Genomic DNA, 15545 nt, shown 5'->3' with positions numbered 1-15545 from the left:
ACGATAGGAGTTTCGATCATTCAACCGCAATCCATTGACGTTCGATCAATCCAGCTTCTAGATTCCGGCCTGGATTCCGACCCGGACTCCGGCGACCAGGGGAGCATCATGCCGTTCGAGAGCCGCGACGACTGGGAATCGACGGCGGACCGGCTCCTGCTGGCCGTACGCCCGTACGCCACCCCGCGCCGCGCCCTGATCAACCTCCCCGGCTCCCGCCCCAGTTGGTCCGGGCCCCGCTCCGACGGCCTCGAAGGCTATGCCCGTACGTTCCTGCTCGCCGCCTTCCGGGTAGCCGGCGCCAACGGACACGACCCGCACGGCCACCTCGCCCGCTACGCCGAAGGCCTCATCGCCGGCACCGAAAACCCGGTCAACGACATCGAGTTGACACCCGCGGCCCCCGAGTCCTGGCCGCTCATGGCCGACGTACGCCAGGCCGTCGTCGAATCCGCCTCCATCGCGCTCGCCCTGCGCCTCACCCGCCCCTGGCTCTGGGACACCCTCGACGAACACACCCGCGCCCGCGCCGTCGACTGGCTGCTGCCCGCCCTCGCCCCGTCCCCCGTCGACAACAACTGGTGGCTCTTCGGCCTCACCGTCGCCGGGTTCCTCCAGGACATCGGCATCGAGACCGACCGCGCGCGGGCCACCATCGACCGCTCCCTCGCCCGCATCGAGGAATGGCACCTCGGCGACGGCTGGTACAGCGACGGCCCCCACCGCGCCTTCGACCACTACAACGCCTGGGCCCTGCACTTCTATCCCGTCCTGCACGCCCACCTCGCGGGCGACGAAACACTCCTCGCCCGCTACGGCCCGCGCCTGCGCGCCCAACTCGAAGCCGAGACGAGGATGTTCGACGCCAACGGCGCCCCCATGCCGTACGGCCGCTCCCTCACCTACCGCTTCGCCGCCGCGGCCGCCCCCTGGCTCGGCGCACTCACCGGCCACACTCCCCTCACCCCGGGCGCCACCCGCCGCCTCGCCTCCGGCACCCTGCGCTACTTCCTCGACCGGGGCGCCGTCGGCGCCGACGGACTGCTGACGCTCGGCTGGCACGGCCCGTACGACCCGGTCATCCAGGGCTACTCGGGCCCGGCCTCCCCCTACTGGGCCGCCAAGGGCTTCCTCGGCTTGCTGCTCCCGGCCGGCCACCCGGCCTGGACCGACCCCGAAGAGCCGCTGCCCGCCGAGACCCGGGACGCCGTCACCACCCTCGGTCCGCCGAACATGCTGATCCAGTCCACGGCCGCCGACGGTCTCGTACGCCTCCACAACCACGGCAGCAACCACGTCGGCCCGGGCGAGGACCCCGGCTACGCCCGCTTCGCGTACTCCACCCGCACGGGCCCGACCCACGACAGCCCCGACAACCACTTCGCCCTGCGCATCGACGGCGCCTGGACCCAACGCGGCCCGGCCGGCCCTCTGCCAGGCGGCCGCGGCTGGGCCGCCTCCGCGCACACCCCCGCCCCCGGCATCCGCGTCGCGTCAGCGACCGCCGCCCACGGCCGCGCCGAACTCCGCGCCCACCTCGTCACCGGGGCCCCGGAGGGCACCCCCGTACGCCAGACCGGCTGGGCCTGCGACGACCGGGTGACCGCCCAGCTCCACCCGCTCCACGGCTACACGGGCGCGCGCGAGCTCGCCACCGGCTCGACCCTGGCCGCCCCCCGCACCCGTACCGCCGCCCTCGACGGCCGCACCACGGCCGGCGACACGCTCTTCGTCGCCCTGGCATCCCTCACCGCCGAGCCGGACCCGGCGCCCGTCAGCACCCTCGCCGACGTCCGGATCACCGGCCACACCATCGAGGTCACCTGGCGGGACGGGTCAACCGCCGAACTGCGCCTGGGTCACTGAGGTCCGTACTTCCGGCCCGTCTTCGAAGTGATCCCTCCCAGCAGGCCGCGAGGCGCCAGCTTCACCGCGCCCATCAGCGCCTTGTACCGGGGGTCCGGCACCGACACCGTCTTCCCGCGCGCCAGATCACCCATCGCCGCCGCCACCAGCTTGTCCGCGTCGAGCCACATCCATCCCGGGATGTTGTCCGTCCCCATCCCGGCCCGCTCATGGAATTCCGTACGTACGAAACCGGGGCACAGCGCCATCAGCCGTACCCCGCTCCCCGCCAGGTCCCGGGCCGCGCCCTGCGTGAACTGCACGACCCACGCCTTCGAGGCGCCGTACGTCCCGCGCGGTACGAAGGCGGCGACGGACGCGACGTTGACGACGCCGCCGCGCCCCCGCTCCTTCATCCCGGCCGTGGCAGCGGCAGTCAGCCGCAGAACCGCCTCGCAGTGCACCTTCAGCATCGTCAGCTCGTCGGCCATGGACACTTCGAGGAAGCGCCCCTTGTTGCCGAACCCCGCGTTGTTGACCAGCAGGTCCACCGGATGTCTGCGATCGGACAACCGCTCCTCGACCGCCGCGATCCCGGCGTCCGTCGACAGGTCCGCGGTCAGCACCTCCGCCTCGATGCCGTGCAGATCGTGCAGCTCCGTCGCCTGTTCCCGGAGCCGCTCGGTGTCGCGGGCCACCAGCACCAGGTTGTGCCCGTCCGTGGCGAGGCGCCGCGCGAAGGCGGCGCCGATGCCTGCTGTTGCTCCGGTAATCAGTGCAGTCGTCATGCGGGGCACGTTAGTGCCCCGCATATCCCTGCCGCCCGCCCCGCCCGCCAGGCTTTGCGGCCCAGGACTGTCAGGAGACGTACTTGCGCGCGGCCGCCAGCGCGTCCGGGTGCAGCGCCTCACCCGCCGCGAGGATGCGCGGCAGCAACTCGCGCTCCGTCGTATTGGCCCGGAACTCCACGCTGACCGTGACGTCGTGGTCGGGACGGTGCACGATCTCGACGGCGTCGCCCGCCCGTATCTCGCCGGGCTCGATCACCCGCAGGTACGCCCCGGGCGCGGCCTGCCGCGTGAAGCGCTTGACCCAGCCCTTCTCGCCGAGGGCGTCGGCGAACGTACGGCACGGAACGCGGCTGGAGGAAACCTCCAGGACCAAGTCGGCGCCGACGCGCCAGCGTTCGCCGATGAGCGCGCCGTTCACGTCGAGTCCGAGGGTGGTGAGGTTCTCGCCGAACGAGCCGTTGGGAAGCGGGCGCCCCAGCTCCCGCTCCCAGCCGTCGAGGTCCTCGCGCGCGAAGGCGTACACCGCCTGGTCGTTCCCGCCGTGGTGGCGCGTGTCGCACACCGCGTCCCCCACCAGCCCACTGCCCCCGACGCCCTTGGGCCCGGGCGCCACCACCCGTACGGGGCCATCGGCGGGCTGTTTGTGGATCCCGGTCGTGCCACCCAGAGTGTCGGCGTAAGCCACGGCCTGGGCCCGGCCCGTATTCACGGTCAGAAGCTTCATGGCCGAACGTTAACCGGCCATGACTCAAAGTCGCTCGCCATTATTCTGCGACAAGTCCAAGAGGCGCTTATGCTTGAAGGGTGATCGAAGCCCGTCATCTCCGCATCCTGCGCGCCGTGGCCGCCACCGGCTCCTTCTCCGCCGCCGCGCGCGAACTCGGCTGCACGCAGCCCGCCGTGAGCCAGCAGATGAAGGCCCTCGAACTGTCCGCGGGTACCACGCTGCTCATCCGTACGGGCCGCGAGATGCGCCTCACCCAGGCAGGCGAGGTCCTGGTCCGGCACGCGGCCGGCATCCTCGCCGGGCTGACCGCCGCCGAGGAGGAGGTCGCCGCCATCGCGGGCCTGCGCGCCGGACGCGTACGCCTGGTGTCGTTCCCCAGCGGCAGCTCCACCCTCGTCCCCACCGCGCTGGCCGCCCTGCGCGCCGCCCACCCCGGCACCCGCGTGTCACTGGTCGACGCGGAGCCCCCGCGCTCGGTCGAGATGCTGCGCGAGGGCGACTGCGACGTGGCGCTGGCGTTCCGCTACGGGCCCGGAGGCGCCACCGAGGACTGGAACGACCTGGTCGTACGCCCGCTGCTCACCGACCGTCTCGTCGGCCTGGTCCCCGAGGGGCACCGGCTCGCGGAGGCCGGGCAGGTCGGCATCGGGGAACTGGCCGACGAGCCGTGGATCGCGGGCTGCCCGCGCTGCCGCAGGCAGCTGGTCGAGGCGTGCGAGAGCGCGGGGTTCACGCCCCGGATCGATTTCGCGACCGACGACTACCCGGCCGTGATCGGCCTGGTCGGCGCCGGCCTGGGGGTCGCGGTCCTGCCTGAACTGGCGCTGGAGTCGGTACGTCCGAAGGGTGCGCGCACCGTGGCGGTGGAGCCGGCCGTGCGGCGCGAGATCGTGGCGCTCACGCTCCCGGACCTGGCTCAGGTGCCGGCGGTGGCGGCCACGCTCGACCAGCTGGCGCTGGCTGCGGCTCGCTGAGTGGGGTCGATGCGGGGGGCCGGTGCGGTCCTCGGCGCAGAAACGTTCCTTCAGAGGGTTGGCTTCATGGGGTCGGCGTGCGCGGCCGGTCCCGGCGCAGCCGTGATGAGGCGGTTGCGCGCGCGGCCCATCAGCTCTTCTCGCTCGTCCTCGGTCAGCCCGCCCCATACGCCGTAGGGCTCACGCACCGCAAGGGCGTGCGCCGCACACTCCGCGCGTACCGGGCACCTCATGCAAACCTCCTTAGCCGAGTTCTCACGCGCACTCCGCGCCGCGCCCCGCTCTCCCTCCGGATGAAAGAAGAGCGAGCTGTCCACCCCGCGGCACGCTGCGAGCAGCTGCCAGTCCCACAGATCGGCGTTGGGTCCGGGAAGGCGGGAGAAATCTGCCATTGCTTGTCCCCTTGCATCGATGCATCGAGAGTGCGTCTGGACCGTGAGGCGGCATCTACTTGTGCAAGTAGATGTAAATATGACTCATTGCGAATCTAGCCACAGACACCAGCAAAACGGAAGAAAAGCCGCTAAATGGGGCATAGCTTTACTTAGGGGGCATGGCAACCCCTGATGCGCTTCTCTGCAACCGAGCCCTCACGTAGAGTGCCGATGGCGGCCGTCCGACCCGTAACTCTTTCGAGTGACCGTCGTTGAGAGTGCGAGGCGGTTGAAAGAACAAGCGATCGGGCAAGTGTCCGAGAGCGTCAATCGCACAGGTGACGAAATATGTACCAGCCTGGAGGCTCAAGGTGACGCGCAGCAGCTGTGAGAGCCGCGGAGGACAGTCATGACATCCGTCCTCGTCTGCGACGACTCCCCGCTTGCCCGAGAGGCGCTCCGCCGGGCGGTCGCGACCGTGCCCGGTGTGGAGCGCGTGACGACAGCGGCGAACGGCGAGGAAGTCCTCCGCCGCTGGGGCGCCGACCGCTCGGACCTGATTCTGATGGACGTACGCATGCCCGGTCTGGGCGGCGTCGAGACCGTGCGCCGGCTGCTCTCCGCAGACCCGGGCGCCCGGATCATCATGCTCACGGTTGCCGAAGACCTCGACGGAGTCGCGCTCGCGGTCGCCGCCGGTGCCCGCGGCTACCTGCACAAGGACGCCTCGCGCGCCGAACTGCGTGCGACCGTCACCCAGGCGCTCGCCGACCCGACCTGGCGGCTCGCCCCGCGCCGGCTCAGGTCGGCGGAGATGGGTGCGGCGCCGACGCTCACGGCCCGTGAGATCCAGGTGCTCGAAGGTATGAGCCACGGACGCTCCAACGCGGAGATCGGCCGTGAGCTCTTCCTTTCGGAGGACACGGTCAAGACCCACGCCCGGCGGCTCTTCAAGAAACTCGGCGCCTCGGACCGGGCGCACGCGGTCGCGCTCGGATTCCGCTGGGGCCTGGTCCGTTAGGACCGGGGCCGGTGCGCTCCCGCGCGGCTGCTGTTACGACGTGCCCCGTCCGCCGTCCGGCGGGCGGGGTGACGGACGCCCGTGCCCCTTTCCGTCGCCGATGCCGCATCCTTGAGGGGTGGAGTTCCTCAGGGACGATTCGGTCGAGCGGGAGGGGAGGGCTCAGGAGATGAGTTCCGGCGTACCTGCTCATAACGCTTCGGTGCACAACTACGGACGTGGTGCCGCGGATGGTTCGGTGTCAAGGCACCATGGACCGATGCGCGACGACGAGACGACGGTGATCGGTGCACTCGTCCGACGTGCCGTCGAGGGCGACGAGCAGGCGACGCACGATCTGCTGGCCCGGGTCCACCCGCTGGCCCTGCGGTACTGCCGCACCCGGCTGAGCCGGCTGCCCGGTGATGCCCGCCACTTCGTCGAGGACCTGGCGCAGGAAGTCTGCGTCGCGGTCCTCATGGCGCTGCCGCGCTACAAGGACACCGGCAGGCCCTTCGAGGCCTTCGTCTTCGCCATCGCCGCGCACAAGGTCGCCGACCTCCAGCGCGCCGCGATGCGGCACCCCGGGTCGACCGCCGTGCCGTCCGACGAGATGCCGGAGCGGCCCGACGACTCCCTCGGCCCCGAGGAGCGCGCGCTGCTCAGCAGCGACGCCGAGTGGGCGAAGAAACTCCTGGCAAATCTTCCCCAGGCGCAGCGCGAGCTGCTCGTGCTGCGGGTCGCGGTGGGGCTCACCGCCGAGGAGACGGGGCAGATGCTGGGCATGTCCCCAGGTGCCGTGCGGGTCGCGCAGCATCGGGCGCTCAGCCGGCTGCGGGCGCTCGCGGGGCAATAGCACCTGCCGTACGAACGTACAAAGTCTGTGGGTGATCTTGCTCGTGGAATGAGACACCGTGCGATCCCGTTAGCATGGACATCCGCGCCGAGCAAGACCATTTGGGAAGGTGTCAGGCATGACTGCCAACGTCGATGGAGTGCCCGAGAAGTTCGCGATGCTCGGGCTTACCTACGACGACGTGCTGCTGCTGCCTGGCGCGTCGGACATGGCCCCCGACCAGATCGACACTTCCTCGTACATCTCGAAGAACGTACGGGTGAACGTCCCGCTGCTGTCCGCCGCGATGGACAAGGTCACCGAGGCGCGCATGGCCATCGCCATGGCCCGCCAGGGCGGCGTCGGTGTCCTGCACCGCAACCTCTCGATCGCCGACCAGGCCAACCAGGTCGACCTCGTCAAGCGCTCCGAGTCCGGCATGGTGACCGACCCGATCACCGTGCGCCCGGACACCACGCTCGGCGAGGCCGACGAGCTGTGCGCCAAGTTCCGCATCAGCGGCGTTCCGGTGACGGACGCGGCGGGCAAGCTGCTCGGCATCGTCACCAACCGCGACATGGCCTTCGAGACCGACCGCGCGCGCCAGGTCCGCGAGATCATGACGCCGATGCCGCTCGTCACGGGCAAGGTCGGCATCTCCCGCGTCGACGCGGTCCAGCTGCTGCGCCGCCACAAGATCGAGAAGCTTCCGCTGGTCGACGACGCGGGCATCCTCAAGGGCCTCATCACGGTCAAGGACTTCGTCAAGGCCGAGAAGTACCCGAACGCCGCCAAGGACGCCGAGGGCCGGCTGCTCGTCGGCGCGGCCGTGGGTGTCGCCGGTGACGCGTACGAGCGCGCCCAGGCACTCATCGAGGCGGGCGTCGACTTCATCGTCGTCGACACCGCGCACGGTCACTCCCGCCTGGTCGGTGACATGGTCGCCAAGATCAAGTCGAACGCCACGGTCGACGTCATCGGCGGCAACGTCGCCACCCGCGACGGCGCCCAGGCCCTCATCGACGCCGGCTGCGACGGCATCAAGGTCGGTGTCGGACCGGGCTCCATCTGTACGACCCGTGTGGTCGCCGGCATCGGCGTCCCGCAGGTCACCGCGATCTACGAGGCCGCGCTCGCCGCGAAGGCGGCCGGTGTGCCGGTCATCGGCGACGGCGGCCTCCAGTACTCCGGCGACATCGCGAAGGCGATCGTCGCGGGCGCCGACACCGTGATGCTCGGCTCGCTGCTCGCGGGCTGCGAGGAGTCGCCCGGCGAGCTGCTCTTCATCAACGGCAAGCAGTTCAAGTCGTACCGCGGCATGGGCTCGCTCGGCGCGATGCAGTCCCGCGGCCAGGCCAAGTCGTACTCCAAGGACCGTTACTTCCAGGAGGGCGTCGGCACCGACGACAAGCTCGTGCCCGAGGGCATCGAGGGCCAGGTGCCCTACCGGGGCCCGCTGTCCGCCGTCGTGCACCAGCTCGCGGGCGGCCTGCGTCAGTCGATGTTCTATGTCGGCGGCCGGACGATTCCGGAGCTTCAGCAGAACGGCCGGTTCGTACGGATCACCTCGGCGGGTCTCAAGGAGAGCCACCCGCACGACATCCAGATGACGGTCGAAGCACCGAACTACAGCAGGAAGTAACCTCGCACGTACACGCTGAGGGGCGGCCCCGGAGATTCCCGGGGCCGCCCCTCGTGTGCGTGTCGGGGATACTGGAACGGCATACCAAGAGGGAAAGGCCACACACGTGACTGAGATCGAGATCGGGCGCGGCAAGCGCGGCCGCAGGGCGTACGCGTTCGACGACATCGCCATCGTGCCGAGCCGGCGCACCCGGGACCCGAAGGAGGTCTCGATCGCCTGGCAGATCGACGCCTATCGTTTCGAGCTGCCGTTCCTGGCCGCTCCGATGGACTCGGTCGTCTCGCCGCAGACCGCGATCCGCATCGGTGAGCTGGGCGGTCTGGGCGTACTGAACCTCGAAGGTCTGTGGACGCGGTACGAGGACCCGGAGCCGCTGCTCCAGGAGATCGCGGAGCTCGACGACGAGACCGCGACCCGCCGCCTCCAGGAGATCTACGCCGCCCCCATCAAGGCGGACCTGATCGGGCAGCGCATCAAGGAGGTGCGCGACTCGGGTGTCGTCACCGCCGCCGCGCTGTCTCCGCAGCGTACGGCCGAGTTCTCCAAGGCCGTCGTCGACGCCGGTGTCGACATCTTCGTGATCCGCGGGACCACGGTCTCCGCCGAGCACGTGTCGGGCGCCGCCGAGCCGCTGAACCTCAAGCAGTTCATCTACGAGCTCGACGTCCCGGTCATCGTGGGCGGCTGCGCGACGTACACCGCCGCGCTGCACCTGATGCGTACGGGCGCGGCCGGCGTCCTCGTCGGCTTCGGCGGCGGCGCCGCGCACACCACGCGCAACGTGCTCGGCATCCAGGTCCCGATGGCGACCGCCGTCGCCGATGTGGCCGCGGCCCGCCGCGACTACATGGACGAGTCCGGCGGCCGGTACGTCCACGTCATCGCCGACGGCGGCGTGGGCTGGTCCGGCGACCTGCCGAAGGCCATCGCCTGCGGCGCGGACGCCGTGATGATGGGCTCCCCGCTGGCGCGCGCGACGGACGCGCCGGGCCGCGGTCACCACTGGGGCATGGAGGCCGTCCACGAGGACGTGCCGCGCGGAAAGCGGATGGACCTGGGCGCGGTCGGCACGACTGAGGAGATCCTCACCGGCCCCTCGCACATCCCGGACGGCTCGATGAACTTCTTCGGCGCGCTGCGCCGCTCGATGGCGACGACGGGCTACAGCGAGCTCAAGGAGTTCCAGCGCGTCGAGGTGACGGTCTCCCCGGCCGAGCACAAGCGCTGACGGACCGGCGTACGCGGAAACGCGAGAAGGGGCTCGGACCGCGATGGTCCGGGCCCTTTCGCGTGCGTGCGGGTGGGGAGGGCGGTCAGCCGGCCGACTTCTTCGCGGCCGAGAAGGCAGCGTATGCGCCTATGGCGAGGAAGAGGAAGGACATCGGTCCCGCCTCCTCCTTCCAGCCCATGGTCAGCAGCTCGAGGTTCTCGAAGAAGAGCTCCGTCACGGTGAGGCGGAGCACGTCGGAGACGGCGATCGCCAGGCCCAGCAGCTGGCCGAGGTAGACCGCGCCCAGCGACAGGATCGCGCTCACCACCGGCAGGGCGGGGTTGCTGCCGCCGACCTTGCCCGCCACGAGGCCGATGAGGTAGCCGACGCCGACGGCCGCGAAGCCGATCTGGTACTCGGTGGCGCCGATGATGCCGCCGTAGATCCCGGCGGTGACGAGCGCTGCGGCGAAGGCGGCCGCGACGCCGAGGGCGACGTTGTCGCGCGCCGGGGCAGCCGGGGCCGGGGCCTGCGGGTAGGCGGCGCCGTCGGCGAACGGGTTGCCGGACGACGGCGGCGGTACGGGCTGGCTCATCTGAAATCCCCCAGGGACGCAAGCGCACAGGTGTGCGGTAAATGACGCCGCAGGCTAGCAGCCCCGTACGACAGGCGACCGGGGAATTCCGGGCCTCCGGCGCTCAGAGGCGGTGGCTGGCTCCCGTCGGGGACGCGCCCCGGGTGTCGAGGAGGAGCTGGGCCTTCACCGCGAGGGCCTGGAGGTCGTACGTGCGGTGGTTCTGCAGAAGCACCGTCAGGTCCGCGTTGGCGGCCGCCTCGTAGAGGGAGTCGGCGCGGGGGACCGGGACGTCGCGTACGCGCCAGTCGGGGACGTGCGGGTCGTGGTAGCCCACCTGGGCGCCCAGGTCCATCAGGCGGGTGGCGATCTCCTGCGCGGGGGAGCCCTGCTGGTCGGCGAGATCCGGCTTGTACGTGATGCCCAGGAGCAGAACGCGGGCGCCCCGGGCGGATTTTCCGTGCTCGTTGAGGAGCGTGGCACAGCGCTGGATGACGTACTGCGGCATGCGGCCGTTGATTTCCTGCGCCAGGCCGACCATGCGGAGCGGGTGGCCGGGGGTGCGGCTGCTGTGGGGGATGTAGTTGGGGTCGACGGGGACGCCGTGGCCGCCGACGCCGGGGCCGGGGCGGAACGCCTGGAAGCCGAAGGGCTTGGTCTCGGCGCAGCGGATGACGTCCCACAGGTCGACCCCGAGGTCGTGGCAGAGCACGGCCATTTCATTCACCAGGGCGATGTTGACGTGCCGGTAGTTCGTTTCGAGTACGCCGACGGTCTCGGCCTCGCGCGGACCGCGCGCGCGGACCACCTTGTCGGTGAGGCGCCCGTAGAAGGCGGCGGCCGATTCGGTGCAGGCGGGGGTGAGGCCGCCGATGACCTGCGGGGTGCCGGCGTAAGGGCGCAGCCGGTTGCCCGGGTCCACCCGGCTGGGGGAGTAGGCCAGGTGGAAATCGCGGCCGGCCCGCAGCCCGGAGCCTTCTTCGAGGATGGGGCGCAGGAATTCTTCCGTGGTGCCGGGGTATGCGGCGGATTCGAGCAGCACGGTGGTGTGCGCGCGCAGTTGCGCCGCCAGGGCCCTGGCGGCGTCGCCGACGGCGCTCAGGTCGAGCGTACGGTCGGCGCCGAGCGGGGTGGGGGCGCAGATGACGGCGGTACGGACCCGGCCGAGCTCGGCCGGGGTGGTGACGGTGCGGAAGCCTCCGGCGAGCATGCGGCGCAGGTCGGCGGCGGTGAGGGAGCCGTCGGCCGGGGCGCGCCCCGCTGCCAGGTCGGCCAGGAGGCGTGGGTCGGTGTCGTAGCCGATGGTGTCGATGCCGGAGGCGACTGCGGCCTGGGCGAGGGGCAGGCCGAGGTGGCCGAGTCCGATGACGGCGAGATCTGCGGGCATGGCGGTGGGCCGTCCTTCCCAATAGCCGGAGGGGAGGCAACAGGCAAGCCCTGTGGACAGTTCGGGCGAGCGCAATTTCAGACTAAGCGTAAATATGACCGTTATCCGGCATTGTGCGAGGCCGGGGCGCGGGAGTGTTGTCCACAGCCGTCCACAGGCGGTGGCTGAAGTCGGGCGGCGCAGACAGAATCGAGGGGGCCGGGATGTGATCCCGGCCACCCCGACCACTACGGGAGGCAGCAGTGAGGACAGCGACACTGGGACCCGCCGAGCGCGCCGAGGCGCTCGCGGCGATGGCCGAGCGTGAACTGGACGTGCTTGTCGTGGGCGCGGGAGTGGTCGGTGCGGGGACGGCTCTCGACGCCGTCACGCGCGGGCTCGGGACCGGACTGGTCGAGGCGAGGGACTGGGCCTCGGGCACGTCGAGCCGGTCGAGCAAGCTGATCCACGGCGGGCTGCGCTATCTGGAGATGCTCGATTTCGCGCTCGTACGGGAGGCCCTGAAGGAACGCGGACTGCTGCTGGAGCGCCTCGCGCCCCATCTGGTGAAGCCCGTGCCGTTCCTCTACCCGCTCCAGCACAAAGGGTGGGAGCGGTGGTACGCCGGGTCGGGCGTGGCGCTGTACGACGCGATGTCGGTGTCGTCCGGACACGGGCGCGGACTGCCGATACACCGTCATCTCTCGCGCAAGCGCGCCCTGCGGGTGGCGCCCGCGCTGAAGAAGGACGCCCTCGTCGGCGCGTTGCAGTACTACGACGCCCAGATGGACGACGCCCGCTATGTGACGACCCTGGTGCGCACGGCCTCGCAGTACGGCGCGCACGTGGCCAACCGGGCCCGGGTGGTCGGCTTCCTGCGGGAGGGCGAGCGGGTTGTCGGGGCGCGGGTGCGGGACATCGACGGCACCTCGGGCGGTGGGGAGTACGAGGTACGGGCCCGGCAGGTCGTCAACGCGACCGGCGTGTGGACGGACGACACGCAGGCGCTGATCGGGGAGCGCGGACAGTTCCATGTGCGGGCGTCCAAGGGCATTCACCTGGTGGTGCCGAAGGACCGGATCCACTCCTCGACCGGACTGATCCTGCGGACCGAGAAGTCGGTGCTGTTCGTCATCCCGTGGGGACGGCACTGGATCGTCGGCACGACCGACACCGACTGGGACCTCGACAAGGCCCATCCGGCGGCGTCCAGCGCGGACATCGACTACCTGCTGGAGCACGTGAACTCGGTGCTGGCGGTGCCGCTGACACGCGACGACGTGCAGGGCGTGTACGCCGGCCTGCGGCCGCTGCTGGCCGGGGAGTCGGACGCCACCAGCAAGCTCTCGCGCGAGCACACGGTCGCGCACCCGGTGCCGGGGCTCGTCGTCGTCGCGGGCGGCAAGTACACGACGTACCGCGTGATGGCGAAGGACGCCGTGGACGAGGCGGTGCACGCGCTGGACCAGCGGGTCGCCGAGTGCGTGACGGAGGACGTGCCGCTCGCCGGGGCCGAGGGGTACCGGGCGCTGTGGAACGCGCGGGCGCGGATCGCGGGGCGGACGGGGCTTCATGTGGTGCGGGTGGAACACCTGTTGAACCGGTACGGCTCGCTGACCGAGGAACTGCTGGAGCTGATCGCCCGTGACCCGTCGCTGGGCGATCCGCTGAGCGCTGCGGACGACTACCTGCGGGCGGAGGTGGTGTACGCCGCCTCGCACGAAGGGGCGCGGCACCTGGACGACGTACTGACACGGCGTACGCGCATCTCCATCGAGACCTTCGACCGGGGGACGCGCAGTGCGCGCGAGTGCGCGGAGCTGATGGCGCCGGTGCTGGGGTGGGACAAGGAGCACATCGCGAAGGAGGTCGAGCACTACGAGAAGCGGGTCGAGGCGGAACGGGAGTCGCAGCGGCAGCCGGACGATCTGACGGCCGACGCGGCGCGGCTGGGGGCGCCGGACATCGCGCCGATTCAGTGAGCCTTCACTGAGCTGATCCGGCGCGCCGATGTGGTGACTGGCCGTAATGCGGCGAACTCGGCGGGGTGGCGGGGAGGTTCGGTGGAGCTGCCCTGAAACTGCTGTGACCTGCGCGTGGTCCCTTTTGTTCGTGCTGTGAACAGGGCGCGGAGACCCGGGACCACGACCGGTCGCGCGGTGAGGGACAATGAAGGCTCTGCCAGGGCGTGTTACTGCATCACCCTGGAACGCAGCCATCGCGGGCGAAAATCAGGGATCGCAGAGGGGACGCATGTCGGAGGCGGAGCAGTCCAAGGACACCCAGGGGCGTCTTCTCGCTGGGCGGTACCGGCTCGGTGAGGTGCTCGGCCGGGGCGGCATGGGCACGGTATGGCGCGCCGTCGACGAGACGCTGGGCCGCACTGTCGCAGTGAAGGAACTGCGCTTCCCCACGAGCATCGACGAAGAGGAGAAGCGCCGGCTCATCACGCGCACGCTGCGTGAGGCGAAGGCGATCGCCCGGATCCGCAACAACGGCGCCGTGACCGTCTACGACGTCGTCGACGAGGACGACCGGCCGTGGATCGTCATGGAGCTGATCGAGGGCAAGTCGCTCGCCGACGCCGTGCGCCAGGACGGGCTGCTGACGCCGCGCCGCGCCGCCGAAGTGGGCCTCGCCATCCTCGACGTACTGCGCGCCGCGCACCGCCAGGGCATCCTGCACCGCGACGTGAAGCCGTCCAACGTCCTGATCTCCGAGGACGGCCGCGTCGTCCTGACCGACTTCGGCATCGCACAGGTCGAGGGCGACCCGTCGATCACCTCGACCGGCATGCTGGTGGGCGCGCCGTCGTACATCTCGCCGGAGCGGGCCCGTGGTCACAAGCCGGGTCCGGCCGCCGACCTGTGGTCGCTGGGCGGGCTGCTGTACGCGTCGGTGGAAGGCACGCCGCCGTACGACAAGGGGTCCGCGATCGCGACCCTCACGGCCGTCATGACCGAGCCGCTCGACCCGCCCAAGAACGCGGGCCCGCTGGAAGAGGTCATTTACGGCCTGCTGGCCAAGGACCCCGACCAGCGGCTCGACGAGGCGGGTGCGCGCGCCCTCCTCAACGACGTGATCCACCTGCCCGAAAAGCCGGACGAGCCCGAACCGTCGCCGGAGGCTACGCGGGTGGTGGCGCTGCCGCCCGTACCCGAGGACGTGCTCAGTGCGGTGCGGCCGGCCAGGAGCGGCGCCGGGGCGGACGCGGGTCCGGCTGCGAGCGAGCGGGTGCGGGGCGCGCTGAAGTCCGTACGCAACGCGGCGACGGCCCAGGCCGCCAAGCAGAAGCAGGCCGCGCAGGCGCGGTCCCTGGCGGAGGCCGGACCGGGCGCGAGGCCGCCGGCGCGGGCCTCGCTGACCGACGTCGTACCGCGTCGCACGCTGGTGATAGTGGCCGTGGTCGCGGCGCTCGCGGTGCTCGGCACGGTGCTCGCGGTCGCGCTGAACGGACCGGACGACACCGACCAGGGCACGTCCAAGAAGCCGGCGACCGCTTCGAGCGGCCCTGCCACGGGCGACTCGGACAAGGGCAAGGAGGCGGACGGCGGGAAGGGTGACAAGTCTCCCGTGCCTTCCACGGGTGACGACTCCGGCAAGGGCAGCGGCAACGACGACGGCAACGACGACGACGGCCAGGGCGATGCGGACGACTCCAAGACGGACGACCCGCCGAAGGACGGCGGGCTGCCCGAGGGGTACGTCAAGGTCAGTGACGACCGGTTCCACTTCACGATGGCGATGCCGAAGGGCTTCGCGCGGAACGGCATAGCGGGCTCCAACTCCGGCGGCAAATACAACAAGGCCGGCGGATATCCGCGCGTGCAGGTCGACTTCACCAACAGCCCCGGTGGAGACGCGCGGGCGGCCTGGGCCGCGGCCGTGGCGGGGGTAACCGCGGCCAGCGACAACTACAAGCACCTGGGCATACGGCCCGTCGACTACAACGGCTACCCCACCACCGCCGACTGGGAGTTCGAGCGCGACGAAGCGGGGATGCGGGTTCACGTGCTCAACAGGGGCTTCAAGGTCGACGCGAAGCGCGGCTACGCGATCATGGTGACCTGCAAGGCGGACGAGTGGGACGGTAAGGAGTGCCGGACGCTGCGGGAGACCGCGTTCGACACGTTCAAGCCGAAGGACTGACGTACGGAACCGCCGGGTTGCCGAGACCCGGCGGCGCAGCCCGGTTCCGCCACGT

At 70.8% G+C, this 15545-nt stretch carries 13 protein-coding genes; 8 read left to right on the top strand and 5 right to left on the bottom strand.

The genetic code is table 11. The features are described from left to right. Window positions 1-108: 108 nt before the first annotated feature. Complete coding sequence (locus ABZX79_RS13220; protein WP_355255445.1) at window positions 109-1866, top strand: DUF2264 domain-containing protein; 1758 nt, start codon at window positions 109-111, stop codon at window positions 1864-1866. On the opposite strand, the gene ABZX79_RS13215 is transcribed toward ABZX79_RS13220, so the two are convergent. Together ABZX79_RS13215 and ABZX79_RS13210 are read right to left on the bottom strand one after the other, a co-directional pair. Further along, window positions 1860-2633: an SDR family oxidoreductase gene (locus ABZX79_RS13215; RefSeq protein WP_355255442.1), complete on the bottom strand. Its 774-nt coding sequence runs from the start codon at window positions 2631-2633 to the stop codon at window positions 1860-1862. The two genes, ABZX79_RS13220 and ABZX79_RS13215, sit on opposite strands and share 7 nt — an antisense overlap. Window positions 2634-2703: 70 nt before the next feature. Beyond that, window positions 2704-3360, bottom strand: a complete 657-nt coding sequence (locus ABZX79_RS13210) for an MOSC domain-containing protein (protein WP_355255439.1) — start codon at window positions 3358-3360, stop codon at window positions 2704-2706. 80 nt (window positions 3361-3440) lie between these two features. On the opposite strand from ABZX79_RS13210, the gene ABZX79_RS13205 reads away from it, so the two are divergent. Beyond that, window positions 3441-4337, top strand: coding sequence for a LysR family transcriptional regulator (locus tag ABZX79_RS13205; protein WP_355255436.1), 897 nt, complete (start codon window positions 3441-3443; stop codon window positions 4335-4337). Between the two features lie 50 nt (window positions 4338-4387). On the opposite strand, the gene ABZX79_RS13200 is transcribed toward ABZX79_RS13205, so the two are convergent. Next, window positions 4388-4729, bottom strand: a complete 342-nt coding sequence (locus ABZX79_RS13200) for a WhiB family transcriptional regulator (protein WP_355255433.1) — start codon at window positions 4727-4729, stop codon at window positions 4388-4390. A 391-nt stretch (window positions 4730-5120) separates the two neighbouring features. Between ABZX79_RS13200 and ABZX79_RS13195 the strand changes: the two genes are divergently transcribed. The 4 genes from ABZX79_RS13195 (at window position 5121) to ABZX79_RS13180 (ending at window position 9419) form a co-directional block, all read left to right on the top strand. Then, window positions 5121-5732 (top strand): response regulator transcription factor, encoded by a 612-nt coding sequence (locus tag ABZX79_RS13195; protein WP_003948568.1) that lies wholly within the window; start codon window positions 5121-5123, stop codon window positions 5730-5732. Between the two features lie 259 nt (window positions 5733-5991). Beyond that, entirely contained in the window at window positions 5992-6567 is a 576-nt protein-coding gene (locus ABZX79_RS13190) for a sigma-70 family RNA polymerase sigma factor (protein ID WP_028812321.1), read from the top strand. A 118-nt stretch (window positions 6568-6685) separates the two neighbouring features. Next, window positions 6686-8188, top strand: a complete 1503-nt coding sequence (guaB, locus tag ABZX79_RS13185) for an IMP dehydrogenase (RefSeq protein ID WP_355255429.1) — start codon at window positions 6686-6688, stop codon at window positions 8186-8188. Between the two features lie 106 nt (window positions 8189-8294). Beyond that, window positions 8295-9419 (top strand): GuaB3 family IMP dehydrogenase-related protein, encoded by a 1125-nt coding sequence (locus tag ABZX79_RS13180; protein ID WP_355255426.1) that lies wholly within the window; start codon window positions 8295-8297, stop codon window positions 9417-9419. 85 nt (window positions 9420-9504) lie between these two features. Here ABZX79_RS13180 and ABZX79_RS13175 read toward each other — a convergent pair whose 3' ends face one another. Both ABZX79_RS13175 and ABZX79_RS13170 read right to left on the bottom strand, forming a co-directional pair. Further along, window positions 9505-9996, bottom strand: a complete 492-nt coding sequence (locus ABZX79_RS13175; protein ID WP_355255423.1) for a hypothetical protein — start codon at window positions 9994-9996, stop codon at window positions 9505-9507. Window positions 9997-10099: 103 nt separating this feature from the next. After that, window positions 10100-11362, bottom strand: coding sequence for a nucleotide sugar dehydrogenase (locus ABZX79_RS13170; protein ID WP_355255420.1), 1263 nt, complete (start codon window positions 11360-11362; stop codon window positions 10100-10102). Window positions 11363-11604: 242 nt separating this feature from the next. Here ABZX79_RS13170 and ABZX79_RS13165 point away from each other — a divergent pair, with 242 nt between their 5' ends. Further along, the gene (locus ABZX79_RS13165) at window positions 11605-13323 is read left to right on the top strand and encodes a glycerol-3-phosphate dehydrogenase/oxidase (RefSeq protein WP_355255417.1); all 1719 of its coding nucleotides are present in this window, start codon (window positions 11605-11607) and stop codon (window positions 13321-13323) included. Between the two features lie 271 nt (window positions 13324-13594). Beyond that, window positions 13595-15490 carry a serine/threonine-protein kinase gene (locus ABZX79_RS13160; protein WP_355255414.1) on the top strand — a complete coding sequence of 632 codons (1896 nt, stop codon included), beginning with the start codon at window positions 13595-13597 and terminating at the stop codon, window positions 15488-15490. Window positions 15491-15545 lie beyond the last annotated feature (55 nt).

This window comes from Streptomyces sp. NPDC002994, from assembly GCF_040611155.1.
Lineage (GTDB): Bacteria > Actinomycetota > Actinomycetes > Streptomycetales > Streptomycetaceae > Streptomyces.
Note: the sequence above shows the minus strand (reverse complement) of the source record. Positions and strands in the feature narration are given on the sequence as shown.

What these genes read in the sequence shown, in the direction of transcription:
- ABZX79_RS13220 (WP_355255445.1), top strand. Translation starts at nt 109, where the DNA reads ATGCCGTTCGAGAGCCGCGACGACTGGGAATCGACGGCGGACCGGCTC.
- ABZX79_RS13215 (WP_355255442.1), bottom strand. Translation starts at nt 2,633, where the DNA reads ATGACGACTGCACTGATTACCGGAGCAACAGCAGGCATCGGCGCCGCC.
- ABZX79_RS13210 (WP_355255439.1), bottom strand. Translation starts at nt 3,360, where the DNA reads ATGAAGCTTCTGACCGTGAATACGGGCCGGGCCCAGGCCGTGGCTTAC.
- ABZX79_RS13200 (WP_355255433.1), bottom strand. Translation starts at nt 4,729, where the DNA reads ATGGCAGATTTCTCCCGCCTTCCCGGACCCAACGCCGATCTGTGGGAC.
- ABZX79_RS13195 (WP_003948568.1), top strand. Translation starts at nt 5,121, where the DNA reads ATGACATCCGTCCTCGTCTGCGACGACTCCCCGCTTGCCCGAGAGGCG.
- ABZX79_RS13190 (WP_028812321.1), top strand. Translation starts at nt 5,992, where the DNA reads ATGCGCGACGACGAGACGACGGTGATCGGTGCACTCGTCCGACGTGCC.
- guaB (WP_355255429.1), top strand. Translation starts at nt 6,686, where the DNA reads ATGACTGCCAACGTCGATGGAGTGCCCGAGAAGTTCGCGATGCTCGGG.
- ABZX79_RS13175 (WP_355255423.1), bottom strand. Translation starts at nt 9,996, where the DNA reads ATGAGCCAGCCCGTACCGCCGCCGTCGTCCGGCAACCCGTTCGCCGAC.
- ABZX79_RS13170 (WP_355255420.1), bottom strand. Translation starts at nt 11,362, where the DNA reads ATGCCCGCAGATCTCGCCGTCATCGGACTCGGCCACCTCGGCCTGCCC.
- ABZX79_RS13160 (WP_355255414.1), top strand. Translation starts at nt 13,595, where the DNA reads ATGTCGGAGGCGGAGCAGTCCAAGGACACCCAGGGGCGTCTTCTCGCT.